General features: G+C 66.6%; 27 protein-coding genes. 11 read left to right on the plus strand and 16 right to left on the minus strand.

Annotated elements, in window-relative coordinates; translation table 11 throughout:
* Positions 1-253: 253 nt before the first annotated feature.
* From GGQ98_RS15605 to GGQ98_RS15650, 10 genes are all read right to left on the minus strand, one after another.
* Positions 254-655, minus strand: coding sequence for an EVE domain-containing protein (locus GGQ98_RS15605; RefSeq protein WP_184071175.1), 402 nt, complete (start codon positions 653-655; stop codon positions 254-256).
* Positions 656-657: 2 nt separating this feature from the next.
* Positions 658-1,299 carry a maleylacetoacetate isomerase gene (gene maiA / locus GGQ98_RS15610; protein ID WP_184071177.1) on the minus strand — a complete coding sequence of 214 codons (642 nt, stop codon included), beginning with the start codon at positions 1,297-1,299 and terminating at the stop codon, positions 658-660.
* Between the two features lie 11 nt (positions 1,300-1,310).
* Positions 1,311-3,002: a long-chain-fatty-acid--CoA ligase gene (locus GGQ98_RS15615; RefSeq protein WP_184071178.1), complete on the minus strand. Its 1,692-nt coding sequence runs from the start codon at positions 3,000-3,002 to the stop codon at positions 1,311-1,313.
* A gap of 29 nt (positions 3,003-3,031) precedes the next feature.
* The gene (locus GGQ98_RS15620) at positions 3,032-3,718 is read right to left on the minus strand and encodes an HAD-IA family hydrolase (RefSeq protein ID WP_341534238.1); all 687 of its coding nucleotides are present in this window, start codon (positions 3,716-3,718) and stop codon (positions 3,032-3,034) included.
* Positions 3,708-4,814, minus strand: coding sequence for an MBL fold metallo-hydrolase (locus GGQ98_RS15625; RefSeq protein WP_184071180.1), 1,107 nt, complete (start codon positions 4,812-4,814; stop codon positions 3,708-3,710). The genes GGQ98_RS15620 and GGQ98_RS15625 overlap by 11 nt, the downstream gene beginning before the upstream one ends.
* A 51-nt stretch (positions 4,815-4,865) precedes the next feature.
* Complete coding sequence (locus GGQ98_RS15630) at positions 4,866-5,513, minus strand: DUF1013 domain-containing protein (RefSeq protein WP_243451942.1); 648 nt, start codon at positions 5,511-5,513, stop codon at positions 4,866-4,868.
* Positions 5,514-5,597: 84 nt separating this feature from the next.
* A complete protein-coding gene (locus GGQ98_RS15635; protein WP_184071182.1) occupies positions 5,598-6,617 on the minus strand; it encodes a glycosyltransferase family 4 protein in 1,020 nt (339 codons plus the stop codon).
* 11 nt (positions 6,618-6,628) lie between these two features.
* Positions 6,629-7,450 (minus strand): UDP-2,3-diacylglucosamine diphosphatase, encoded by an 822-nt coding sequence (locus GGQ98_RS15640; protein WP_341534239.1) that lies wholly within the window; start codon positions 7,448-7,450, stop codon positions 6,629-6,631.
* Between the two features lie 146 nt (positions 7,451-7,596).
* Positions 7,597-8,217, minus strand: coding sequence for a glutathione S-transferase family protein (locus GGQ98_RS15645; RefSeq protein WP_184071187.1), 621 nt, complete (start codon positions 8,215-8,217; stop codon positions 7,597-7,599).
* Positions 8,195-9,217: an NAD(P)H-quinone oxidoreductase gene (locus GGQ98_RS15650; protein ID WP_184071189.1), complete on the minus strand. Its 1,023-nt coding sequence runs from the start codon at positions 9,215-9,217 to the stop codon at positions 8,195-8,197. Before GGQ98_RS15650 ends, GGQ98_RS15645 begins: the two co-directional genes overlap by 23 nt.
* 76 nt (positions 9,218-9,293) lie before the next feature.
* Between GGQ98_RS15650 and GGQ98_RS15655 the strand changes: the two genes are divergently transcribed.
* The 8 genes from GGQ98_RS15655 (at position 9,294) to GGQ98_RS15690 (ending at position 16,011) form a co-directional block, all read left to right on the plus strand.
* Positions 9,294-9,491, plus strand: a complete 198-nt coding sequence (locus tag GGQ98_RS15655) for a DUF1192 domain-containing protein (protein WP_184071191.1) — start codon at positions 9,294-9,296, stop codon at positions 9,489-9,491.
* A gap of 75 nt (positions 9,492-9,566) precedes the next feature.
* Positions 9,567-10,655, plus strand: coding sequence for an acyl-CoA dehydrogenase family protein (locus tag GGQ98_RS15660; RefSeq protein ID WP_184071193.1), 1,089 nt, complete (start codon positions 9,567-9,569; stop codon positions 10,653-10,655).
* A 12-nt stretch (positions 10,656-10,667) separates the two neighbouring features.
* On the plus strand, positions 10,668-11,885 hold the full coding sequence (locus tag GGQ98_RS15665) for an acyl-CoA dehydrogenase family protein (RefSeq protein WP_184071195.1): 1,218 nt from the start codon (positions 10,668-10,670) through the stop codon (positions 11,883-11,885).
* Positions 11,886-11,933: 48 nt separating this feature from the next.
* The gene (locus tag GGQ98_RS15670; RefSeq protein WP_424141368.1) at positions 11,934-12,824 is read left to right on the plus strand and encodes an MBL fold metallo-hydrolase; all 891 of its coding nucleotides are present in this window, start codon (positions 11,934-11,936) and stop codon (positions 12,822-12,824) included.
* Positions 12,821-13,432 carry a DUF4230 domain-containing protein gene (locus GGQ98_RS15675; RefSeq protein WP_184071199.1) on the plus strand — a complete coding sequence of 204 codons (612 nt, stop codon included), beginning with the start codon at positions 12,821-12,823 and terminating at the stop codon, positions 13,430-13,432. The genes GGQ98_RS15670 and GGQ98_RS15675 overlap by 4 nt, the downstream gene beginning before the upstream one ends.
* An 11-nt stretch (positions 13,433-13,443) precedes the next feature.
* Positions 13,444-14,448, plus strand: a complete 1,005-nt coding sequence (gene nadA / locus GGQ98_RS15680; RefSeq protein WP_184071201.1) for a quinolinate synthase NadA — start codon at positions 13,444-13,446, stop codon at positions 14,446-14,448.
* A gap of 29 nt (positions 14,449-14,477) precedes the next feature.
* Entirely contained in the window at positions 14,478-15,317 is an 840-nt protein-coding gene (gene nadC, locus GGQ98_RS15685; RefSeq protein ID WP_184071203.1) for a carboxylating nicotinate-nucleotide diphosphorylase, read from the plus strand.
* Positions 15,304-16,011, plus strand: coding sequence for a ribonuclease T2 family protein (locus GGQ98_RS15690; protein ID WP_184071205.1), 708 nt, complete (start codon positions 15,304-15,306; stop codon positions 16,009-16,011). Before nadC ends, GGQ98_RS15690 begins: the two co-directional genes overlap by 14 nt.
* Here the strand turns inward: GGQ98_RS15690 and GGQ98_RS15695 are convergent.
* From GGQ98_RS15695 to GGQ98_RS15720, 6 genes are all read right to left on the minus strand, one after another.
* Entirely contained in the window at positions 15,992-16,402 is a 411-nt protein-coding gene (locus GGQ98_RS15695; RefSeq protein WP_184071237.1) for a DUF4112 domain-containing protein, read from the minus strand. The two genes, GGQ98_RS15690 and GGQ98_RS15695, sit on opposite strands and share 20 nt — an antisense overlap.
* Positions 16,403-16,462: 60 nt before the next feature.
* Positions 16,463-16,993 carry a superoxide dismutase family protein gene (locus GGQ98_RS15700; protein ID WP_184071207.1) on the minus strand — a complete coding sequence of 177 codons (531 nt, stop codon included), beginning with the start codon at positions 16,991-16,993 and terminating at the stop codon, positions 16,463-16,465.
* A gap of 84 nt (positions 16,994-17,077) precedes the next feature.
* Positions 17,078-18,490, minus strand: coding sequence for an NAD(P)(+) transhydrogenase (Re/Si-specific) subunit beta (locus GGQ98_RS15705; protein ID WP_184071209.1), 1,413 nt, complete (start codon positions 18,488-18,490; stop codon positions 17,078-17,080).
* Between the two features lie 4 nt (positions 18,491-18,494).
* Positions 18,495-18,782, minus strand: coding sequence for an NAD(P) transhydrogenase subunit alpha part 2 (locus tag GGQ98_RS15710; protein ID WP_184071211.1), 288 nt, complete (start codon positions 18,780-18,782; stop codon positions 18,495-18,497).
* 3 nt (positions 18,783-18,785) lie between these two features.
* The gene (locus tag GGQ98_RS15715) at positions 18,786-19,940 is read right to left on the minus strand and encodes an NAD(P) transhydrogenase subunit alpha (protein WP_184071213.1); all 1,155 of its coding nucleotides are present in this window, start codon (positions 19,938-19,940) and stop codon (positions 18,786-18,788) included.
* Positions 19,941-19,947: 7 nt separating this feature from the next.
* A complete protein-coding gene (locus GGQ98_RS15720) occupies positions 19,948-20,088 on the minus strand; it encodes an aa3-type cytochrome c oxidase subunit IV (RefSeq protein ID WP_184071215.1) in 141 nt (46 codons plus the stop codon).
* 155 nt (positions 20,089-20,243) lie between these two features.
* Here GGQ98_RS15720 and GGQ98_RS15725 point away from each other — a divergent pair, with 155 nt between their 5' ends.
* From GGQ98_RS15725 to GGQ98_RS15735, 3 genes are all read left to right on the plus strand, one after another.
* Positions 20,244-21,707, plus strand: coding sequence for a sigma-54-dependent transcriptional regulator (locus GGQ98_RS15725; protein WP_207791446.1), 1,464 nt, complete (start codon positions 20,244-20,246; stop codon positions 21,705-21,707).
* Positions 21,708-21,825: 118 nt separating this feature from the next.
* Complete coding sequence (gene clpA / locus GGQ98_RS15730) at positions 21,826-24,180, plus strand: ATP-dependent Clp protease ATP-binding subunit ClpA (RefSeq protein ID WP_184071217.1); 2,355 nt, start codon at positions 21,826-21,828, stop codon at positions 24,178-24,180.
* On the plus strand, positions 24,173-24,526 hold the full coding sequence (locus GGQ98_RS15735) for a hypothetical protein (RefSeq protein ID WP_184071219.1): 354 nt from the start codon (positions 24,173-24,175) through the stop codon (positions 24,524-24,526). Before clpA ends, GGQ98_RS15735 begins: the two co-directional genes overlap by 8 nt.
* The last annotated feature ends 1 nt before the right edge of the window (position 24,527 follow it).

Here is a 24,527-nt window from a genome sequence, read left to right on the forward strand (position 1 = left end):
TCAGTCGTTGTGGCGCTCCCATGGAGTATCTGTCCCATAGCGCATCCTTCCATTGCTGGCTGAATAATGCACCATCAAAGCCTGGGATAAAACAGCTAATCACGCCCGCCTCCCGCTAGGGAAGTGCCAGACGCCTTTGGTGCATTTGATACATAATGCCGCGTCGGCGCGTGGGAGGGTGAGGGCCCTCACCAACTTCGCGTAGGCCTTTGGCCAACGCTTCGTATCCTCTCCCGCAGGCGGGAGAGGAGGATTATATCCCGCCCATTCCTGCGATAACACTCCACGATGTCTCGTCGATCGGCATCACCGAGAGCCGTGACTGGCGGATGAGCGCCAGATCCTTCAGCCTATCGTCGGCCTTCATCGCGGCGAGCGTCACCGGGGTGCGCAGGGGTTTTACGGCTTCGAGATCGACGAGGCCGGATTTCTCGTCGTCGGGGTCGGGGTAGAACTCCGTCGCGACCTTCGTGATGCCCACGATCTCCTTGCCCTCCACCGAATGGTAGAAGAACACGAGGTCGCCCTTTTTCATGCCGCGCATGTTGCCGAGCGCCTGCGCGTTGCGCACGCCGTTCCAGTGCGTGCGCTTGGCTTTCACCTGATCGTCCCAGCTCCACTTGGTGGGCTCTGTCTTCACCAGCCAATATGCCATGTTCAGTGATCCGCGTCCGGTTGCGCCTCGGGGCGAGCGTTAAGAAACGCGGGCAGTTTCATCAAGGCCTTGTCGATCTCGGTGAGCGCGGGAAAGCGCGAAAGATCGGTGCGCAGGCGGCGCGCATTGTACATCTGCGGCGCGAGGCACACGTCGGCGAGCGTCACCTGATCGCCGAAGAGATACGGGCCGGGCGAGCCTTCCGCGATTTCCTCGAGCGGCTTGAAGCCTTCCTCGATCCAGTGGCGATACCAGTCGTCGATCGCGTCCTGCTCCTGCCCCATCTGTCTCTTGAGATATTTGAGCACGCGCAGATTATCGATCGGATGGATATCGCACGCGACGATCTGCGCGGCGGCGCGGATGCGCGCGCGCTTCACCGGATCGGGGTCGAGCAGCGACGGCTCCGGATAGACCTCGTCGAGATATTCGATGATCGCGAGGCTCTGGTTCAGGCCGACGTCGCCGTCGATGAAATAGGGGACGAAACCCTGCGGGTTCAGCAGCGCGAAGCCGACGCCGCTCTGCGCGCCCGTGCGCAGGTCGATGGCTTTCTGGTCGTAGTCCAGCCCCTTGAGGCCGAGCGCGATGCGGACCCGCCAGGACGCCGACGACCGCCAGTATCCGTAAAGCACGCGCGACATGTTCGCCCCTTTCAGCTTGCCGTTCGGGCTGCTTCGTAGCGGGCGCGCTCTTCGGCGACCAGTTCCTTTCTGGAAAGTTTGCCGATCATCGTCTTGGGCAGGCTCTCGCGGATCTCGACCGCCACGGCGCGCTCGTGCTTGCCCACATGCGCGTTCAGATAATCGAGCAGCGCCGCATCGGTCACCGCCGCGCCGGGCAGCAGCGTGACGAACGCCTTCGGCCGCTCGCCGAGATACGCGTCGGGCACGCCGATCACGATCGCTTCCTTCACCGCCTCGTGCTTGTAGAGCACGGCTTCGAGCTGGCTCGGGAACGCCTTGAAGCCGCCCACGACGATCATGTCCTTCAGCCGGTCCACGACATAGACGAAGCCGTCGGCATCGATGTAGCCGACGTCGCCCGTGCGCAGGCGGCCGTCCACGAAGGCCTCGGCGGTCGCCGCATCCTTCTTCCAGTAGCCGCGCATGATCTGCGGGCCTGCGACGGTGATCTCTCCGGGTTCGCCCTCCGCCGGTGGTTTCGTGGGGTCTTCCTTGTCGACGATGACGATGCGCGTGCCCGGCAGCGGCTGGCCGATCGAGCCGGGCTTGCCGCCGGTTTCGTAGGGGTTCACCGAAACCACACCCGAACTTTCGGTCAGCCCGTAGCCTTCCACCAGCTTCGCCTGCGTCTTTTCCTCGAAGCGGACCTTGAGTTCGGCGGGCATCGGCGCGCCGCCCGAAATGCAGGCGCGCACCGAGGTGAGATCGTAGGTCTCGATCTTCGGGCTGTCGAGGAAGGCCTGATACATGGTCGGCACGCCGGGCAGCGCGGTGATGCGGCGGCGCTGGATCGTCTCCAGCGCGAGGGCCAGTTCGAACTTCGGCAGCAGCACCATTTCGCCGCCGCGCAGCACGGTGCGGTTGAGCACGCAGGTGTTGGCGAACACATGGAACAGCGGCAGCGCGCCGAGAATGCGGTCTTCGATATCCGGCTCCGGGTCGATCGCCTGCACCTGCTGCGCGTTCACCGAGAGATTGGCGTGGGTGAGGACGGCGCCCTTGGGCGTCCCCGTGGTGCCGCCCGTGTATTGCAGCAGCGCGATGTCGCCGTGGACGTCGATCTCGGGCGCGTCTTCCAGGTCGCCGTTGTCGAGCAGGCTCGGGAAATGGATGTGGCGCATGTCCGCGCGCACCTTCGAACGCTCGCGGCTTTTGAACATGCGGTAGAGCAGCGCCTTGCCGGCGGGCAGCACATCTGCGAGCGAACCCACGACGAGGCAGCGCAGGCGGGAGCTTTCCAGAACCTCCGCGATCGTCGGGTAAAGCTGCGCGACGTCGAGGCAGACCATGATGTCGGTCTCGCTGTCTTCCACCTGATGGCGCAGCTCGTCCGCCGTGTAGAGCGGCGAGAAGTTCACCACCGTGCCGCCCGCCATCATGATGGCATAATAGGCGATCACATATTGCGGGCAGTTCGGCAGGAACAGTCCGACCTTGATGCCGCGCCGCACGCCGAGGATCTGGAAGCCCCGCGCGGCCTTGTTCACGGCGTCGGCGATTTCGGCATAGGTGTAGATGCGCCCGAGGAAATCGATGCAGGCAGCAGTGGGCGTGCGCGCGGCGGCGTCTTCCAGAATCCGGTGCACGGGCATCGGCTCCAGCTTCAGATCCCACGGCACCGGATGGCCGTAGTTCTGCATCCAATCCATGCCGCCGGGCATCGTCCTCTCCCGCAATCTGTTTTGCGCGACTATAGCGCCTGTGTCTGAACTTTCGCTGAAAATCCCGGAAATTCGAGGCCGGTGAGCCGCGCGAGATCGGCAAGCGCCTGGGCTTCGCTCGTCACCTTGATCGCCGCCATGCCCATCGCGGCGGCGGGCTTGCAGTTGATGCCGAGGTCATCGAGGTACGCGCACGCCTGCGGTTCCAGCCCGAGCGCATCGCACATCATCCGGTAGACGCGCGGATCGGGCTTGCGCACCCCGACCTCCGCGCTTTCGATCACATGCTCGAACCGCGCCAGAATCGCTTCGACGGCTGCGGCCTTCTGCGCATCCGCGCTCATCCCCGCGCCGCGCCCGACCCTGGCGTTGTTGGTGATGCAGCCGATGCGGAAGCCCGCCGCCGTCAGCGTATCGAGCGCGGCGACCATCGCCGGGCGGATATCGCCCGCGAGCAGGCCGAGCACATCGCGCCCCGCGATCGCATACCCCTGCGCGGCGGCTTCGGCGGCGAACAGCGCGTCGAAATCCGCTGCATCGATCTCGCTGCGTTCGAGCCGCGCCCAGGCGTTTCGGTCGGGGTTCGCGGCGTTGATCCGGCGGATCGCATCCTTGGGAAGATTGCGCTCCGCCTCGTAGCGATTGAAGGCATCGAAGGGCGAGGACGTGATGACCCCGCCGAAATCCCAGATCACGGCGCGCAGTTCAGGCTGCACGGAACCAGTCCACGCCGCCCGTCCGCTCCCGCACCGCGCGGCCGCGCCGTTCCAGATAATGGAGATGCGCGAGCGCCTCACCGGTCGCGGCCATCATGTCGCCTTCGCCGATGGCGCGGCGGAACAGCACCTCGAAACAATCGAACACGCGTTTGGGCTCGGCGATGAAAATCTCCAGCGCGTCGAGCTTGCGGTGATGGTCGGCCTCAAGCTGGTTGAGCCGCGCGTGCAGCCCCCGGAACGGCTCGTTGTGCGCCGGGAACACATAAAGGCCGTGATCGAGGCTGCGCAGCTTCTCGATGCTGGCGAGCCAGTCGCCCAGCGGATCGGCTTCGGGCTCGGTGGAATAGACCGAGACGTTGGACGTGATGCGGGGCAGCACCTGATCGCCCGCGATCATCAGCCCGTCTTCGTCGGCGACGAGGCAGACATGCTCGGGCGTGTGCCCCCGGCCCACGACGACGCGCCACGCGCGCCCGCCTATGCGCAGCACATCGCCCTCCGCCATCCGCAGAAAGCTGGACGGCAGGCGCGAAACGGCGAGCGCGAACCGGCCCCAGCCGCGCCCGCGAAAGGCATCGAGCGAGGCGTCGGGCCATCCGGCGGCGCGGTAGAAATCCACGACCTGTTCGGGCGGCGCGTCGGCGATGTCGAGCGTCAGCATCCGCGCCATCAGATATTCGGTGCGCGCCATCACGAGCGGCGCGCCGCTTTTGTGGGTGAGCCACCCGGCGAGCCCGAGATGATCGGGGTGATAGTGGGTCACGATCACGCGGCGGATCGGCTTTCCCGCAAGCGGGCCCGCGAGCAGATCGCGCCACGCGCTCTTGCTCTCTTCAGTGTTGAGGCCCGTATCGACGATCGCCCAGCCGTCTCCGTCGTCCAGCACCCAGAGGTTGATGTGGTCGAGGCTCATCGGCAGCGGCATGCGCAGCCAGAACACGCCCGGCGCGATCTCGTGCAGCTTGCCCGTCGCCGGCACCCAGCGGCCGAGCGGGTAGAACAGCCCGCGCCGCTCCTCACCCTCGTCGGGCGGAAACGCGTGATCCGCGAGCGATGCGTCGCCGATGGAGCCGGCTGTGGTTGCAGTCGTCATGACAGCACCGGCTTAGGCCGTGCGGTACGCCGCATCGACCTCCCGGAAACGTCAGCCCTGATCGGCTGCGTCCAGTGCGTCCTGCGCGGCGCGGGCGGCATCGGCGCGCTCCTTGCGAAGCACTTCCAGAAGCTCGTCGCGGTCGTGATCGAAGGTCGTGTCGATGCGCTCGATACCCGCCTTCTTCGCCGCCACCGCGACAAGCGCATCAAGCTCGCGCTGCGAACAGAGGCCCAGCGTCACGGGATCCTTGGGCGTGATGTTCTGGATGTTCCAGTGCGTCTTGTCGCGAATCGCGGAAATCGTCGTTTTCGTCGTGCCGATAATGCGCGAAATCTGCGCGTCGGTGATTTCCGGGTGGTTGCGCACGATCCAGGCGATGCCGTCCGGCTTGTCCTGGCGCTTGGAAACCGGCGTGTAGCGCGGCCCCTTGGTGCGGCGCTGCTGCTCCGGGCCCTTCTGAAGCACGAGGCTGTGCGCGGGATCGCCCTGCGCCTTGTCGAGTTCGGCCTGCGTCAGCTCTCCGGCGCGGATCGGATCGCGCGGAATGTGCTTGGCCGTGGCGGTCTCGTCGGCGATCGCCTGCACCTCCAGCACGTGCAAACCGCAGAAATCTGCGATCTGCGAGAAGGTAAGCACCGTGTTGTCGACCAGCCAGGATGCGGTCGCGTGGGGCATCAGCGGGTAGTTCTGGGCCATGGCGGATGCGCCTTTTCTCGAAAGAGCGAAATAAAAGGGCCGCCCTTTGGGGGGCGGCCGGTACACCGAAACTATAGGCACGCCTCAGGCGGCGATCAAGGATTTTAGCGGCACGAGTGCGCTCTGAAACTCCGCCGCCGCGCGCTCCCAGCTGAAACTGCGCCCGTAAGCCGCGCAGACCGCCCTATCCTTGCCGAGCGCACCGATGATCGCAGCGTCCAGGGTTTCGTCGAGACAGCCGGTCTCCGGGGTCACGATGTCGATGGGGCCCTGCACGGGAAAGGCCGCAACCGGCACCCCGGAGGCGAGCGCCTCGATCAGCACCATGCCGAACGTATCGGTGCGGCTGGGGAACACGAACACATCGGCGCCCGCATAGGCGGACGCCAGCGCCGCGCCGCGAAGCGCGCCGAGGAAGATCGCATCGGGAAACTGCCGCTCCAGCGCCTTGCGGGCGGGGCCGTCGCCGACGACGACGCGCGTGCCGGGATGGCGGGTGGCCAGAAACGCCTCGATGTTCTTTTCCACGGCGACGCGCCCGACATAAAGCTGGATGGGGCGCGGCAACGCTCCGTAGGCGGCGTGGGGCGGACTTTCCGCCGGGAAGTTCGCGAGATCGACGCCGCGCCCGAACGGCACGGCGGGGCCGATGCCCTGCGCCGACAGCTGCCTGCGCAGGCTCGGCGTTGCCGCGAGCACACCGGCCGCAGGGGCATGGAACCAGCGCTCGTATCGCCAGAACCAGGCCGAAGGAAGCCCGGTGCGGGCCGAGACATAGTCGGGAAAATGGGTGTGATAGGCCGTCGTGAAGGCGAGCCCGGCCCGAACGCACCAGCGCCGCGCGGCAAAGCCGAGCGTGCCTTCGGTCGCGATATGGATGGCGTCGGGTCCGAAGGCGCGCAGGCGCTTCCCGACCCCGCCGGGCGTCGCGAGCGCAAGGCGGATTTCGCCGTAACCGGGGCACGGCAGCGACGGCCACGCATCGGGGGACAGCACGAGCACGATGTGCCCGGCACGCTCCAGCTCCCGCCGCACCATCTGCAGCGTGCGCACGACACCGTTCACCTGCGGTTCCCAAGCATCGGTGACGATCGCTATGCGCATCGATGCGCTCCTCAGGCCGCGTTCGCCTGTTGCAGCGGCATGACGCGCGCATTCACCTCGTCGGCCCAGTGCAGGATTTCCATCTTGCCGGTGAAGTGCTCGACGAGCGCGGTGCAGCCTTCCACCCAGTCGCCGTCGTTGTAATAGACGACATCGCCGAACTGCCGTTCCTCCGCAGTGTGGATGTGGCCGCAGACGACGCCGTCGAGCTGGCGGTCTCCGGCGGCTTTCGCCACCGCCTCCTCGAAGCGGCTGATGAATTCGACCGCGTTCTTCACCTTGTGCTTGGCGTGCTTGGAAAGCGACCAGTACGGCATGCCGAAACGTGCCCGCACCTTGTTGATGACCGTGTTGATCTTCATCAGCAGTTCGTATGCGGCGTCGCCCAGAAACGCGAGCCAGCGCGCGTAGAGCACGACGGCATCGAATTCGTCGCCGTGCAGCACGAGCAGGCGGCGGCCGTCGGCGGTTTCGTGGATCGCCTTCGATCGGATTTCGACGCCGCCGAAGCTGAGCCCGGTGAACTGGCGGAACACTTCATCGTGATTGCCCGGAATGTAGATAACGCGCGTGCCGCGCTTGGCACGCTTCAGCAGGCGCCAGACGATGTCGTTGTGTTTGGCGGGCCAGTACCAGCTCTTCTTCAGACGCCAGCCGTCGATGATGTCGCCGACGAGATAGAGCGTGTCTGAATCGACGCTGTCGAGGAAATCGATCAGCAGTTCGGCATTGCAGCCGCGCGTGCCGAGGTGGACGTCCGATATCCAGATCGTGCGATACCGGCGGCGGTCGCTCTTCCGGACCTCCGGCTCGCTCGGCCGAAGCGATGCAATACGTTCGGCAAATTCGCCGGGAGCAAACACGTTCAAGTCGACCTCCACGGGTGGCCTGCTGCTTGCGCGCCAGCGTATCGCGTCGTTGCGTTACGGTTTGCAGGCCGAATTATGAAGGTTTCGCGCGAGTCGGGGCGGAATCGCGCTCAGGAATCGATCCGGATATGCCCCGGCAGACCGGCGACGCGCGCGAGCCAGCCCTGCACGCGCGGATAGGCTGTCAGGTCGAATGCGCCGCCTTCCTCGCACACGTGCGTATAAGCGTAGAGCGCGATGTCGGCGAGGCTGAGGCTGTTCCCGACGAACCACTGGCGGTGCGTGAGGTGCGCGTCCATCAGCGCCAGCGCGGCCGCCCCCGCCGCGCGTTTCCCGTCGATCTGCGCGCGCTGCGCATCCGACAGGTTGTCGCGCCCGACATAGGCGAGCCAGAAGCGCAGCGTGGCGATGTTGGGCTCGTGATTATACTGTTCCCAGAACATCCAGCGCAGCATGTCCGCCTCGTCCCAGCGGTCCGCCGGGATCAGCGCTGAGCCTTTCGCGAGGTAGAAGATCGCCGCGTTCGATTCCGGCAGGTAGCGCTCCCCCACCTGCAGCACCGGCACCCGGCCGTTCGCGTTCACCGTGGAAAGATAGAAGGACGTGCGCGTCTCGCCCTTGCGGATGTCGTAGAGCCTGCGTTCGAGCGGCAAGCCGAGATGCGACGCCGTCAGCCGGATCTTGAAGCAATTGCCCGAAACCGGGTCTTCATGCAGCGTCAGCCTGTCCATGCGCGATCTCCAGAACCACCTTGCCGACATGTTCGCCGGATTCGAGATACCGATGCGCGTCGGCCGCGGCCTCCAGCGGAAACACGCGGTCGACGACGGCCCGGAGCCCGCCGCCCGCGAACAGCGGCCAGACATCGGCGGCGAGGCTGTCGGCGAGCAGTGATTTATATTCGATGCTGCGCGGGCGCAGCATCGACCCCGTAAGGATCAGCCCCTTGCGCATCACCACGCCGAGATCGAGGTCTCCGGTCTGCCCGCGCTGGAACGCGATCGAGACATGACGGCCGCTTTCGCCGAGGCATTTGAGATTGCGCGGAAGATAATCCCCGCCGACCATGTCGAGCACGATGTTGACGCCGCGCCCGCCCGTGATCGCGTTAACCTCGGCAACGAAATCCTGCGCCTTGTAATCAATCGCGTGATCGGCGCCGAGCGCCAGCGCCGCCGCGCATTTCTCGCCGCTGCCGCAGGTGACGATCGCGGTGAGGCCGAACGCCTTGCAGAGCAGGATCGCGGTGACGCCGATGCCGCTGGTGCCGCCGTGGATCAGCGCGGTTTCGCCCGGCGCCCCGTAGCCGCGCTCGAAGAGGTTCGACCAGACCGTGAAATAGGTCTCGGGAAGGCTCGCCGCCTCGATGAGCGAGAGGCCTTCGGGAATCGGCAGGCACTGCCCCTCGGGCACGGTGCAATACTGCGCGTAGCCGCCGCCCGCGACGAGCGCGCAAACCTGCTGGCCGATCTGCAGACGTCCCCCGCCGCCGCCGACCGCGACGATTTCGCCGGCGATTTCGAGCCCCGGAATCGAGGGCGCGCCGGGCGGCATCGGATAGCGGCCGAGGCGCTGCAGAACATCGGGCCGGTTCACGCCCGCCGCCGCGACCTTCACGAGCACTTCGCCGTCCCTGGGCACGGGCACGGGGCGGCGGACGGGAACGAGCACCTCCGGGCCGCCGGGACCTTCGGGATCGATTGCAATCATGTCCACTGGAATCCCGGCCATGATAACATCCCTCCCCCTTGTTCGCGGCGCTGCTCTAGCGCAGATTGTCCTGCCATTCCAGACACGGGTTAACCCTATGGACGACGATTTTCTGCCGAAAACGAAAGATGATCCGCTGGCTGCGCTGACGCGGCAGGATCTCGACCCGCTGTCGCAGGACGAGCTGCGCGCGCGCATCGCCACGCTGGAGGCCGAGATCGGCCGGACACGCGCCAAACTTGCCGAGGCGGGCAGCGTGAAGTCTGCGGCGGACGCGCTTTTCGGTCGCAGGTAACGCCTCTCACAAGTTGCGGGGTGCGCGCGGCGCCCGCGCGGCACATGTTCCGTGCAACAAAGCTGGGAGGGTTGCTTGAACTTCGATTTTTCCGACGACGCCAAGACGCTCAGCGAGACCGCCCGGCGCATGCTGACCGATCATGCGGGGCCGGACGCGGCGCGGCGCATCATGGAGTCGGATGCGCTCTACGACGAGGCGCTGTGGCGGCAGGTCGTCGATCTCGGCCTTACCGCCGCGCGCGTGCCCGAGGCGCACGGCGGCGTAGGCCTGTCGCCCGAGGAGAGCTGCATCCTCGCCGAGGAGTTCGGCCGCAGCCTCGCGCCCGTGCCCTTCCTTTCGACGCTGCTCGCCACCGAGGCGATTCTGCTCGGCAGCGAGGCGCAGCAGGCACGGCATCTGCCCGGCATCGCCGACGGCAGCACCATCGCCTGCTACGCGTGGGGCGAAGGCGCGAACGCGCCCGCCGCCATGCCTGCGACACGCGCCGAAGGCGGCCGGCTCACGGGCACGAAATCCCCCGTCGCCGATGCGCTCGCGGCAAGCCTCGCGGTCGTGACCGCTGCGGGAGACGGCGGCCCGTCGCTCTGGCTCGTTGACCTGAGAAACGCTGGCGTAACCCCCGCCGCCACGCTCGATCTCGTCCGCAAGCACGGCACGATCACGCTGGGCGACACCCCCGGCGAGCCGCTCGGCACCGCCGACGATTATCAGCGCTTCCTGGACCGCGCCGCCGTCATCCTCGCCTTCGAAGCGATCGGCACGGCAAGCGCGGCGATGGAGATGGCGGTCGGCTACGCGAAGGACCGCGTCGCCTTCGGCCAGCGCATCGGCCGCTATCAGGGCGTCAAGCACAAGTGCGCCGACATGTACATCAAGCTCGAACTCGCCCGCGCGCACGCACTCTACGGCGCATGGGCGTTCTCGGCGGACGCGGACGAACTGCGCCACGCCGCCGCCGCCGCGCGCGCCGCGAGCCTCGACGCGGTGCGCTTCGCCGCCGAGGAGAACGTGCAGCTGCACGGCGGCATCGGCTTCACGTGGGACTCGAACTGCCAGTTCTATTACCGCCGCGCCCGGCAGATCAGCGCCGCGCTCGGCGGACGCGCGTTCTGGGCGGACCGGCTGGTGCGCGCGCTCGAACAGCGCAACCGCGCCGCCTGAGGGAGAGAGAGAATGGACTTCAACGACACCCCGCAGGAAGCCGAATACCGCGCGAAGGTCCGCGCCTGGATCACCGATGCCGCGAAGGACTACGAAGGCCTCCCCGAAACGAAATCGCAGGACGAATATGTCGCGCGGCAGAAGAGCTGGCAGAAGAAGAAATACGACGCAGGCTACGCCGGGCTCACCTGGCCGAAAGCCTTCGGCGGGCAGGGCCTCGGGCCGATGAACGCCATCATCTTCGGGCAGGAGGAAAGCAAATCCGCCGCACCGACGGGGCTGTATTCGATCGGCCTCGGCATGTGCATCCCCACGGTGTTCACGCACGGCCCCAAGGCGGCGATCGAGCGCTTCGTGCCCAGGGCGCTGGAAGGCAGCGAAATTTGGTGCCAGCTCTTTTCGGAGCCCATCGCCGGATCCGACCTCGCGGGCGTCCGCACCAAGGCGGTGCGCGACGGGGACGACTGGATCATCACCGGCCAGAAGGTGTGGACGACCTTCGCGCATCTTTCCGATTACGGCATCATCGTCACGCGCACCGATCCCTCCGCGCCCAAGCACAAGGGCCTCACCATGTTCATCGTGGACATGCGCGCGCCGGGTGTGGACGCGCGGCCGCTCAAGCAGATGTCGGGCGGCGCGGACTTCAACGAGGTGTTCTTCGACGGCGTGCGCGTGCCCGACGCATGGCGCATCGGCGCGGTCGGGGACGGCTGGAAGGCCGGGCTCACCACGCTGATGAACGAGCGCCTCGCGGTCGGCGGCAAGCCGCGCAATTCGCCCGGCTGGCGCACGCTGATGGAACTGGCGAAGGGCATCGACACCGAACAGGGGCCCGCGATCGAACGCATGGACGTGCGCGCGCGCATCGCCGACACCTATATCAACGACGAGGGCGTGAAGCTGACGCAGATGCGCGCGCTCTCCGCGCTCTCGCAGGGCAGGACGCCGGGCGCTGAGCAATCCATTTCCAAGGTCGTCGTCGCGAAAACCATGCAGGACATGGCCGCCTTCGCGCTCGACCTGTCTGAAAGCGCGGGCTTCGCGGCGGGCGAGAAGGACAGCGAACTCGCACGCCTGCAGGGCGCCTACATGTGGGCAGCGGGGCTGCGCATCGCGGGCGGCACCGACGAGATTCTGCGCAACATCATCGCCGAACGCGTGCTCGGCCTGCCCGGCGATCTGCGCCCCGACAAGGATACGCCGTTCAACGAGATCGTGCCGCTATAGAGTGTGTCGGCCCTTGGCAGCGGCGCTTCGCGCTGCCACATGGGAGCAATGGACATCAAGGCCGCGATCGAAGCCGCACCTTACGGCGCAAGCGAGCGTATATCGCCGCGCGTCCGCCGCGTGCTCGCGCGGAACCCCAGCCCGTTCACGTTCCTGGGCACCGGCACCTATATCGTGGGTAGCGGCAAGGTCGCGGTGATCGATCCCGGCCCCGACGAGGATGCGCATCTGGACGCCATCCTCGCCGCCACGGCGGGCGAAACGATCAGCCATCTGTTCGTCACCCACACGCACCGGGATCACAGCCCGCTCGCCGTGCGGCTGAAGGCCTTGAGCGGCGCGGACGTGGTCGGCTGCGCGCCGCTCGTGATCTCCGACGACGGCCCCCGAACCGACGCCGGGTTCGACAGCACCTACGCGCCCGACCGCGTCCTCGCCCACGGCGAGGTCGTGCCGGGCGGCGCGTGGGCGGACGGCGGCTGGACGATCGAGGCGGTCCACACGCCGGGCCACACATCGAACCACCTCTGCTTCGCGCTCCACGAGGAAAAGGCGCTGTTCACCGGCGACCACGTGATGGGCTGGTCGACAACCGTGGTGACGCCGCCGGACGGCGACATGCGCGACTACATGGCGAGCCTGAAACTGCTGCAGGGCCGCGACGACCGCATCTATTATCCCACGCACGGCGACCCCGTGACCGAGCCGCAGCGGCTGGTGCGCGGCTACATCGCCCACCGCCGCCAGCGCGAAGGCCAGATCCTGCGCCTTCTCGACAGCGGGCCCAAGGCGATCCCCACGCTGGTCGCGGCCATGTACGCCGCCGTCGATCCGCAGCTGCACCCGGCCGCAGGGCGCTCCGTGCTCGCCCACCTGATCGACTTGGAGGCGCGGAGCATGGTGAACGCGAACGGCGCGCTTTGGGAGAAGGCGGCGTGAAGACGTTCGCTGCGCTCATCGCCGGATTGCTGATCGGCGCGGCGGCGCTGTGGTTCGTCGGGCGCGGCGGCGAGAAGACACTGAGCCCCGAAACCGTCGCCGCCGCCAGTCTCGACGCCATCCGCGCGCAGAACAAGCTCACCGTGTTCGCCGGGCGCTTCACGGTGGCGGTTTCCACGCGCGTTCAAAAGCTGGGACTGTCGGCGGAAAAGACGCTGATCGTGCCCGCGACGGTGCGCTACGACATCGACTATTCGAAGCTCGCCCCCAGCGACCTTACGTGGGACGCCAGCGCGCGGATCATGACCGTGCGGCTGCCCGACGTTCAGCTCGATGAACCGCAGGTCGATATCGCCAACATCCGCGAGTACGGCGGCGGCAGCCTGCTGATGGCGCTGGGCAATGCCGAAGAGGTGATCGACGCGGCGAACCGCACCAAGATCAGGGCAGCCGTGCTGAAAGAGGCCGATACCAAGCTGCTCCGAGACCTTGCCCGCAGCTCGGCGCGCACCACGATCGCGCGGTCCATCGCGCTGCCGTTCGAGGCCGCAGGAATCGAAGCCCGCGTGGTCGTCCGTTTTCCGGGCGAGAGCGGCTATGGACTTTAAGGAGTAGAGACATGGATGCACGCCGCGCGGAACTGCCGAGGGGTAAGGATTTGCTGAGCGAGATCAACCGGCTGAAGCAGGAACGCAACGCCGTGATCCTCGCGCATTATTATCAGGACGCCGCGATCCAGGACATTGCGGACTTCGTCGGCGACAGCCTCGACCTTTCGCGCAGGGCCGCCGATACCGACGCGGATGTCATCGCCTTCTGCGGCGTGCGCTTCATGGCGGAAACGGCGAAGATCCTCTCGCCGCAGAAGACCGTGATCCTGCCCGACATGGACGCCGGGTGCAGCCTTGAGGATTCGTGCCCGCCCGAACAGTTCCGGCGCTTTCGCGAGGCCAATCCCGATCACATCGCGCTCACCTACATCAACTGCTCGGCGGCGGTGAAGGCGCTTTCGGACATCATCGTCACCTCGTCCTCCGCCGAGAAGATCATCAGCCAGCTGCCGAAGGACCAGAAGATCATCTTCGGCCCGGATCGCCACCTCGGCGGCTATCTTTCGCGCAAGTTCGGGCGCGAGATGCTGCTGTGGCCGGGCGCGTGCATCGTCCACGAGGCGTTCAGCGAGAAGGAACTTCTGAAGCTGAAGGCGCAGCACCCCGATGCGCCCGTCGCCGCGCACCCCGAATGCCCCGGCAACATCCTCGACCACGCGGATCTCGTCGGCTCGACGAGCGCGATCCTGAAATTCGCGCTCGAAAGCCCGGCGGACACCGTCATCGTCGTCACCGAGCCGCACATCATCCACCAGATGGAAAAGGCCGCGCCGCACAAGACCTTCATCGGCGCGCCCGGCGCGGACGGCAATTGCAGCTGCAACAACTGCCCGTTCATGGCGCTCAACACGATGGAGAAGCTCTATCTCGCGCTGCGCGATCTCTCGCCGGTGATCGAGATGGACGAAGACATTCGCCTGAAAGCGCTGAAGCCGCTCGAACGCATGCTCGCGATGGCGTCGTCGACGGTCGGGCAGGGCGATATTTCCAGCGTGCGCGTGACCGGCGACTGAGCGCCGACCGCAAACCACAGGGGCTCGACATGGACATCGCGGGGTTCGACACGGCGGCTTTCGTTCGCTCCACCCTCGCCGAGGATCTCGGCGAGGCGGGCGATATCACGTCGGCTTCGGTGATCCCGGCGAGCGCGCGCTTCAACGGCGCGATGGACAGCCGGGACGCCATCGTCGTCGCCGGGCTCGACATCGCCGCCGCCTTCTTCCGCACGCTCGACCCCGACGTGGAGATCGACATGCGCGCGGCGGACGGAGACCGCGTTTCGGCGGGCACGGACCTGATGCGCCTTTCCGGCCTTGCCCGCGCGATGCTCACCGCCGAGCGCTCCGCGCTCAACACCGTGCAGCACCTTTCCGGCATCGCGACGCTGACACGCCGCTATGTCGATGCCATCGCGGGCACGGGGGCGATCCTGCTCGACACGCGCAAGACCATCCCCGGTCTGCGGCTCCTTGAAAAATACGCCGTGCGCATGGGCGGCGCGCAGAACCACCGCATGGGGCTGTGGGACGCGGCGATGATAAAGGACAATCATGTCGCCGTCGCAGGCAGCGTCGCCGAAGCCGTGCGCCGCGCGAAGGATGCGGGCATCGCGGGCATCATCCTGGAGGTCGACCGGATCGAGCAGATCGAGCCGGGGCTTGCGGCGGGCGCGACGCATCTGCTGCTCGACAACATGAGCGTGGCCGACATCCGCGCCGCCGTCTCCCTCGTCGCGGGGCGCGTGCCGACGGAGGCCTCGGGCGGGGTCAACCTCGATACGATCCGGGGCATTGCCGAAACCGGCGTCACTTACGTCTCGGTCGGCCGGATCACCCAGTCCGCCCCCGCCGCCGACATCGGACTCGACCTTGCGCGCGCCTGAGCGACTGCTGCTCGCGCTCTGCCTCGCGGCCTGCGGGTCGGCGGAAGAGGCGCCCGGCGACGCCGCTGCCGAGTGCAACATCCCGAGCCGTATCGAGCTTCCGGCCGCCGCGAGCCTGCCCGACGATAAACCCGATGCGCCCGCCGCGGCCTATGTGCTGGCGATGTCGTGGTCGCCGGAGTTCTGCCGGTTCCGCAAGGACGCGCGCGCCCACGAAGGCCAGTGCGCAGACAATGATTTCGACTTCATCCTGCACGGGCTGTGGGTGGATAGCGCGGCAGGCCCATCGCCCCGCGCCTGCGCGGTCGCGCCGCCGGTGGGCGAGGCGCTTGTCCGCCAGCATTATTGCATGATGCCCTCGGCGCAGCTGATGCAGCACCAGTGGGCCGCGCACGGCACCTGCGCGTTTTCAAGCGCGGAGGCGTATCTCGGCGCGTCGAAATCGCTGTGGGACGGCGTGAAACGTCCCGATCTTCGCGCGCTTCGCGGCGAGCCTCTTACCGCCGGATCGGTGCGCGCAGCCTTCGTGCAGGGCAACATCGGCCTGCCGCCCGAAGCGATCGCCGTGACGCTGAACAATCGCGGCTGGCTCACCGAAGTGCGCCTGTGCATGGACCTTGATTACAACTACGCGGCGTGCCGCAACCCCGGCGCCGCAGACGGCGCCGCCGTGCTCATATGGCGCGGCGGGTGACTGTGCCTTCCACCACCGCGGTTTTCGGGTGGTGGCGGTCCATATGCGCCTTGATGATGCGCAGGTTGCGGGTGTTCGATCGGAACAGCACGTCTATCGCATCGCCCACAAGCGGTACGAAGCCGATCACCGTGTCGAACACGGTGTTCCCCGCCATGCGCGTCAGCGCCCAGCGCGACATGCCGAGGTTGCGCGCTTCCCAGATGATATAGGCGGACATCAGCCCGGACAGAATGTCGCCGCCCACGGGTATGAGGCCGAGAACCGCGTCGAGGCCGATCTTGTATCTGATCCCCGGGATCGTGATCGAGCGCTCGAGCAGCTTTTCGAGCATCTCGACGCGCACCCGCACGGCCTGGGGATCGCGCGAATCGATTCCCGCGCGCGACATCGCCTCTTCAAACGCACGCTCGTTCACGCTCACCTTCAGCCTCCGAAGCCAGTGGTTGCGCTATTTGGTGACGACCGCGCCGCATGCAAGGCGGGGGCCCGCATTTCCCGCCGGATCGGTGACGCCGTCGTCGGGCTTGGCGTGCACGACCACGGCCGCGCCGTCGGTATCGAGCACCGGCGTTTCACCGCTGTAGAGCGTCGCGCCGTTGATGCGCGCCTCGATGCGGGCCGTGCCGTCGGCGCCCACCGTGACGTTGGGCAGATCGCCCTTGTGGTCGCCGTGTTTCGCGCCCGTCGGGTTGAAGTGCGGCCCCGCCGACGTGAAGTCCGGCGCGGTGCAGAGCCCGAGCGCATGCACATGGAACGCATAGGTGCCCGAGGGCCAGCCTTCGAGCACGAGGCCGACATCGACGCCGCCGTTCGTTTCGGTCAGCACTGCGCGGCCTTTCGTGGCGCCGTCCTTGTCGAGAAGCTGCGCATAGGCCGCAGGCGGCGGCGCGGCGGGCGCGGCGGCGGGCTCTTCGGCCTGGCTCGCGCACGCGGCGGCGAGCAAGGCGGCCAAAGGCACCAGGATCGTGGAATGGCGCATGATCGGTCTGTCCCCTGTGTTTGGTATGACGCGTGAACGCATTCCGGCGCTTAAGGTTTCGCGCCGAACCTCAATCACCGCGCCTCAATCGAGGTTCTTGACGATTTCCTCGACCATTTTCTTGGCGTCGGCGAGGAGCATCATGGTGTTGTCGCGGTAGAAGAGTTCGTTGTCGACCCCGGCGTAGCCGACCCCGCCCATCGAGCGCTTGATGAACAGCACGGTCTTGGCCTTTTCGACGTCGAGCACGGGCATGCCGTAGATCGGCGAGGTCTTGTCGGTCTTCGCGGCCGGGTTGGTGACGTCGTTCGCGCCGATCACGAACGCGACGTCGGCCTGGCCGAAATCGGTGTTGATGTCTTCAAGCTCGAACACCTCGTCATAGGGCACGTTCGCCTCGGCGAGCAGCACGTTCATGTGCCCGGGCATGCGCCCCGCGACCGGGTGGATCGCATAGCGCACGTCGACACCCTGATGCTTCAGCTTGTCGCCCATCTCGCGCAGCACGTGCTGCGCCTGCGCGACGGCCATGCCGTAGCCCGGCACGATGATGACCTTCTCGGCGTTCTGCATGAGGAACGCGGCGTCCTCGGCGGAGCCGCGCTTCCACGGACGGTCGATGGCGGCGGCGGCGCCCGCCGGGCCCGCCTCGGCGCCGAAGCCGCCGGCGATGACGCTGATGAAGCTGCGGTTCATCGCCTTGCACATGATGTAGCTGAGGATCGCGCCCGACGAGCCGACGAGCGCGCCGGTGATGATCATCGCCGTGTTCTGCAGCGTGAACCCCATCGCGGCGGCGGCCCAGCCCGAATAGCTGTTCAGCATCGAGACGACGACGGGCATGTCCGCCCCGCCGATCGGGATGATGAGCAGGAAGCCGATCAGGAACGACAGCCCCACGACGATCCAGAAATCCATCGCCGACTGCGAATGCCAGAAGCCGAACGTGAAGAACGCGATCGCCAGCAGCAGCGCAAGATTGATGATGTGGCGCGCGGGCAGCAGGATCGGCGTGCCCGACATGTTGCCGTTCAGCTTCGCAAACGCGATCACCGATCCCGAGAAGGTGATCGCGCCGATGGCGATGCCGAGCACCATTTCCACCCGGCTGGCGCCGAAGATCGCGCCCGACGCATCGGCGATGCCGAACGCCTGCGGATTGAGGAAGGCCGCCGCCGCCACCAGCACGGCGGCAAGGCCGACAAGGCTGTGGAACGCCGCGACGAGCTGCGGCATCGCGGTCATGGCGATACGCCGCGCGGTGATGAAGCCGATACCGCCGCCCAGGATGATCGCGGCGGCGATTTCCGGCAGCGAGGCGATGTCGTGCGTGGCGAGCGTCGTCACCACGGCGATGCCCATGCCGATCATGCCGTTGCGGTTGCCCGCGCGGCTGGTTTCGGGCGACGAGAGCCCCCGCAGCGCGAGGATGAAGAGAACCCCGGAGACGAGGTAGGCGAGAAGCGCCCAGGCGGGCACGGCGGCGACGTGTTCCATCGGCTTAGCCCTTCTTCTCTTTTTTCTTGTACATCGCGAGCATGCGCTGCGTGACCGCGAAGCCGCCGAAGATGTTGACGCTGGCGAGCGCCACGGCGACGAGCCCCAGCCACTTGGCGACGCCCGAACCGGCGGCAAGCGCCGCGATCAGCGCGCCCACGATGATGACCGACGAAATCGCGTTCGTCACCGCCATCAGCGGCGTGTGCAGCGCCGGAGTGACCGACCAGACCACGTAATAGCCGACGAAACACGCCAGCACGAAGATCGACAAGATCGAAATGAAGTCCATGGCCTACGCTCCCCCCAGAACCGGCTCCAGCATTGGATGGACGGCCTTGCCGTCCAGTGTCAGCCGCACGCCCTTCACGATCTCGTCGTCGTCGGGCAGCACGGGCGCCTGCGTGTCCTTGTCCCAGAACGCCGACAGGAAGTTGAACAGGTTGCGCGCGTAGAGCAGCGAGGCGTCCGCCGCGAGGCGCGAGGGCACGTTGCGATGCCCGACGATCTTCACGCCGTGCTTCACCACGATCTCGCCCGCCACTGCACCTTCCACGTTGCCGCCCGCTTCGACCGCAAGGTCGATGAGCACGCTGCCCGGGCGCATCGTGGCGATCTGCGCGTCGCTGACGAGGCGCGGCGCAGCGCGGCCCGGGATCAGCGCGGTGGTGATGACGATGTCCTGCTTGGCAATGTGCGCCGACACGAGCTGCGCCTGCGCGGCCTTGTATTCGTCGGACATTTCGGTGGCGTAGCCGCCCGAACCTTCGCCCTCGATGCCCTTCACGGCCTCCACGAAGATCGGCTTGGCGCCGAGCGAGAGGATCTGCTCCTTCGTCGCCGAGCGCACGTCGGTCGCCGAGACCTGCGCGCCGAGGCGGCGCGCCGTGGCGATCGCCTGAAGCCCCGCGACGCCCACACCCATGATGAACACCTTCGCGGCCGAGACCGTGCCCGCCGCCGTCATCATCATCGGGAACGCGCGGTTATACTCCGCCGCCGCATCGAGCACCGCCTTGTAGCCCGACAGGTTCGACTGCGAGGAGAGCACGTCCATCGACTGCGCGCGCGTGATGCGCGGCATCAGCTCCATCGCGAGCGCCTCATAGCCCGCCGCAGCGTAAGCCTTCGCGCGATCCGGGTTCGCCGCAGGGGCGTGCATCGCCACGACGCGCGCACCGGGCGCTGCGCCCGCGAGCGAAGCCGGCTCCGGCGCCTGCACGCCAAGCACGATGCCCGCGCCGCTGAGTACGGACGCGCGCGCGCCGACCTCCGCGCCTGCCGCCGCATAATCGGCGTCCGCGATACCCGACGCGAGACCCGCGCCCGCTTCCACGGCGACGGCAGCGCCGAGCCCGATGAACTTCTTCACCGTCTCGGGGCTCGCAGCCACGCGGCGTTCCAAATCCGCAGTCTCCGACAAGACCGCGATCCGAACCGGATGTGTCATGGAGCGACTAAAGGTAAAGGAAGAGGAGCATGCCGAGCAGCACGAGCACGATTCCGATCGTGCCCCACTTCAGCATCGCGAGGAAACCCTCGTAGGTCTTGGCGTGATCCTTCATCGCCTTGTTCGTATACGCGTTGTTCTGCGCCATCTGTACGTCCCCCAATCCGGACCTGATTCCGCCCGTTCATAACAACACCAGCCAAGGTGTGAAGCGAAAAACGGGTCAAAATCTTAACCCGACGGCAACGGGCTGTGCCGTATCGAGACAGGCGGGTCAATTTTCGAAAGCAGAGAGTCGGCATTTTGGCGAAACAGACCGTTCTTGTTGTCGACGACGAGTCGGGCCAGCGGCGCATCACGGAAACCGTGGCGGCGCGCGCGGGCTACGGCACCGTTGAAGCCGAGCACGGCCAGGCCGCGCTCGATGTGCTGAACGGGGCGCGCGGCAAATCGATCGACGCCGTGATACTGGATTACAACATGCCGGGCAAAACCGGCATCGAGGTGCTGCGCGAACTGCGCCCGCAGTTTCCGCAGCTTCCGGTCATCATGCTGACCGCCCATTCCAGCGTCTCCACCGCCGTCGAGGCGATGCGCGCGGGCGCGAGCGACTTTCTGCTGAAGCCGGCAAGCCCGGATCGCATCATCCGCGCGCTGCAAAGCGTGCTGGATGAAAAAACACCCGGCGGCGAGCTGCGCCCGCTGACTGAAAAACTGCCTGATTCGCTGGCGTTCGCCGACATCGTCGGCCGCGACGCGGGCTTCCGGGCCGCACTCGCGGTGGCGGAAAAGGCCGCGCAGAAAAACGTGCCCATCCTCATCGAAGGCGAAAGCGGCGTCGGCAAGGAAGTCGTCGCGCAGGCGGTCCACGCCGCCTCGCCGCGCACGAGGAAGCCGCTCGTCATCGTCAACTGCGGCGCGCTTCCGTCCAATCTGGTCGAATCGGTCCTGTTCGGCCACGAAAAGGGCGCGTTCACGGGCGCCGTGGACAGGCACGTCGGCCGCTTCGGTGAAGCCGACGGCGGCACATTGTTCCTCGACGAAATCGGCGAGTTGCCGCTCGATGCGCAGGTGAAACTGCTGCGCGCGCTGCAGACCGGGCAGATCGAGCCGGTCGGCGGGCGCGGCCATGTGACCGTCGATGTCCGCCTGATCGCCGCGACCAACCGCAATCTTGCCGAAGAGGTCCGCGAAGGCCGCTTCCGCGAAGACCTTTTCTACCGGCTCGGCGTCGTGCCGGTCACGATTCCGCCGCTGCGCGCGCGCCGGGGCGACATCGCCGCGCTCGCACATCATTTCATCCGCCGCCTCGGCGCCGAAGAGGGCGTCAATGCGCGCGACATCGATCAGGATGCGCTCGCGCTGCTCGAAGCGTATGGCTGGCCCGGCAACGTACGGCAGCTTCAGAACGCGCTGTTCCGCGCCGCCGTGCTCTGCGACGGCGCGAAACTGACTGTTGTGGATTTTCCGCAGCTTGCGGGCGTTGCCGCACGGCGACCGCAGGCCGCGCCCGCGACGGAGCCCGCGCGCACGGCGTCCGACCTTTCGGCCGAAGTCTCCCTGCTCGGCGACGACGGCAAACTTCGGCGGCTCGAAGATCTGGAAGCGGAGATCATCCGCAAGGCGATCCACCACTGCCGGGGCCGCATGAGCGAAGTCGCCCGGCGCCTGGGGATCGGCCGCTCGACGCTTTACCGAAAGCTCGGCGAAATGGCCGTTACCGACGATTTCGGCGGCCACGACGACGATGTCAGGAATGTCGCCTGAGCCGCGCAAAACGTGGTTTCAGCGGCGAGCGCCGCATATTGCCCCCTTGATGTTTTGCCGTTCGTCACTGATCTTCACATCAGACGGCGGATGTTTCGCCGCAGCGCAGGAGTGACGAATGCCGGCCTTTGCCCGCGAACTCGAGCACACGCTTCACAACGCCCTCGCCGAGGCGAGCCGGCGGCGGCATGAATATGCCACGCTTGAACACCTGCTGTTCGCGCTGATCGGCGACAGTCATGCCTCCGGGGTGATGAAGGCCTGCGGCGTCGATCTCGACCAGCTCGGCGAGGAGCTGACCGGCTATCTCGACAAGGAGCTGGAGCCGCTGCGCGCCGGCGATCAGGTCGATCCCAATCCCACCGCCGGCTTCCAGCGCGTCGTGCAGCGCGCCATTCTGCACGTGCAATCGTCCGGCCGCGACGAAGTGACCGGCGCCAACGTGCTCGTCGCGCTCTTTTCAGAGCGCGAAAGCCATGCCGTGTACTTCCTGCAGCAGCAGGACATGACGCGGCTCGATGCGGTTTCCTATCTCAGCCACGGCATCGCCAAGTCGTCCTCGCTCTCCGAGCCGCGCGCCGTGCGCGGTGCCGACGAGCCCGCCGACGACGCCAGGGACGCCAAGGACAAGGGCAACGCGAAGAAGCCCGCAGATTCGCCGCTGAAGCAGTTCTGCGTCAATCTCAACGACAAGGCGCTCTCCGGCAAGGTCGATCCGCTGATCGGCCGCGCCGCCGAGGTGGATCGCACGATCCAGATTCTCTGCCGCCGTTCCAAGAACAATCCGCTCTACGTGGGCGATCCGGGCGTCGGCAAGACCGCGATCGCGGAGGGTCTGGCGCGCAAGATCGTCGAGGGCGACGTGCCCGATGTCCTCAAGGGCGCGGTGATCTATTCGCTCGATATGGGCTCGCTGCTTGCGGGCACGCGCTATCGCGGCGACTTCGAGGAGCGCCTGAAGGGCGTCGTCAACGAGCTTGAGAAGATGCCCGAAGCGATCCTGTTCATCGACGAGATCCATACCGTGATCGGCGCCGGGGCGACGTCGGGCGGCGCGATGGACGCGTCGAACCTGCTGAAACCGGCGCTGTCGGGCGGCGCGATCCGCTGCATCGGCTCGACGACCTACAAGGAGTTCCGCAACCACTTCGAAAAGGATCGCGCGCTGCTGCGCCGCTTCCAGAAGATCGACGTGAAGGAACCGACGATCGAGGACACGGTGCGCATCCTCCTCGGCCTCAAATCCTATTTCGAGGAGCACCACAAGGTCCGCTACACCGCCGAAGCGGTGAAGACCGCAGTGGATCTGTCGGCGCGGTACATCAACGACCGCAAGCTGCCCGACAAGGCGATCGACGTCATCGACGAGGTCGGCGCCTCGCAGATGCTGCTGCCGCCCGCCAAGCGCAAGAAGGTGATCGGCGTGAAGGAGGTCGAGGCCGTCGTCGCCATGATCGCCCGCATTCCGCCGAAGTCGGTCTCCTCCGACGACAAGAAGGTGCTCGCCACGCTGGAGCAGGATCTGAAGCGCGTCGTCTTCGGACAGGACAAGGCGATCGAAACGCTGTCCTCGGCGATCAAGCTGTCGCGCGCCGGGCTTCGCGAGCCGAACAAGCCGATCGGCAATTACCTGTTCTCCGGCCCCACCGGCGTCGGCAAGACCGAGGTTGCGCGCCAGCTCGCGGCGATCCTGGGGATCCCGCTGCAGCGCTTCGACATGTCGGAGTACATGGAACGCCACTCGGTGAGCCGCCTGATCGGCGCGCCTCCGGGCTATGTCGGGTTCGACCAGGGCGGGCTGCTGACCGACGCGGTCGATCAGAACCCGCACGCGGTGCTGCTGCTCGACGAGATCGAGAAGGCCCACCCGGACCTGTTCAACATCCTGCTGCAGGTGATGGACTCCGGCAAGCTGACCGACCACCACGGCAAGACGGTCGATTTCCGCAACGTCATCCTCATCATGACGACGAACGCGGGCGCGGCCGACATGGCCAAGGAAGGCATCGGCTTCGGCTCCACCGTGCGCGTGGGCGAGGACGAGGAGGCCATCAAGCGCATGTTCACGCCCGAATTCCGCAACCGTCTCGATGCGACCGTGCCGTTCGACTACCTGCCGACAACGATCGTCGCGATGGTCATCGACAAGTTCATCCTTGAACTCGAACTCCAGCTCGCGGACCGCGACGTCCACATCAAGCTGTCGGACGAGGCGAAGAGCTGGCTGATCGAGCGCGGCTACGACAGGCTTTACGGTGCGCGCCCGCTCGCCCGGCTCATCCAGACCACGATCAAGCAGCCGCTCGCGGAAGAACTGCTGTTCGGCAAGCTGGTGAACGGCGGCGAGGTCGTGGTCCACATCAAGGACGACACGCCCGCGTTCGAGATCATCGCGGCCGCGCCGAAACCGCGCGCGGCCAAAAAGGGCAAGACGCGCGAGGCGAAGGGCGGTAAGAAAACCGTCGATGCGTGACGAACCGCCAGCCGGTCATGACAGGCCGATCAACCGCCGGAACCTGATGATCGTTCTGGGCGGCCTGGGTGCGCTCGTGCTGCTGTCCAATCTCGGCGCGATGCGTTTGACCTTCGGAGGCGACGAAGACAGCGCGGAGCACGCGCTGGACGCCAAGGGCGACGCGATCGAGGCCAAGGTCGCCCGGATCGAAGCGGCGATCGAAAGGCGCCTTGAAGCCGCTACGGAGCGTCTGGACGATGCCGAATCAGACGCCGCGATCGACGACGACGAACTGGACTCCGCGATCGAGGATCTGCGCGACGGCAATCCGGAACGCTTCCTGAAAGCGCTCAAGACGCTTTAAC

Origin of the sequence: Sphingosinicella soli (genome assembly GCF_014199685.1) — a bacterium.
Lineage (GTDB): Bacteria > Pseudomonadota > Alphaproteobacteria > Sphingomonadales > Sphingomonadaceae > Sphingosinicella > Sphingosinicella soli.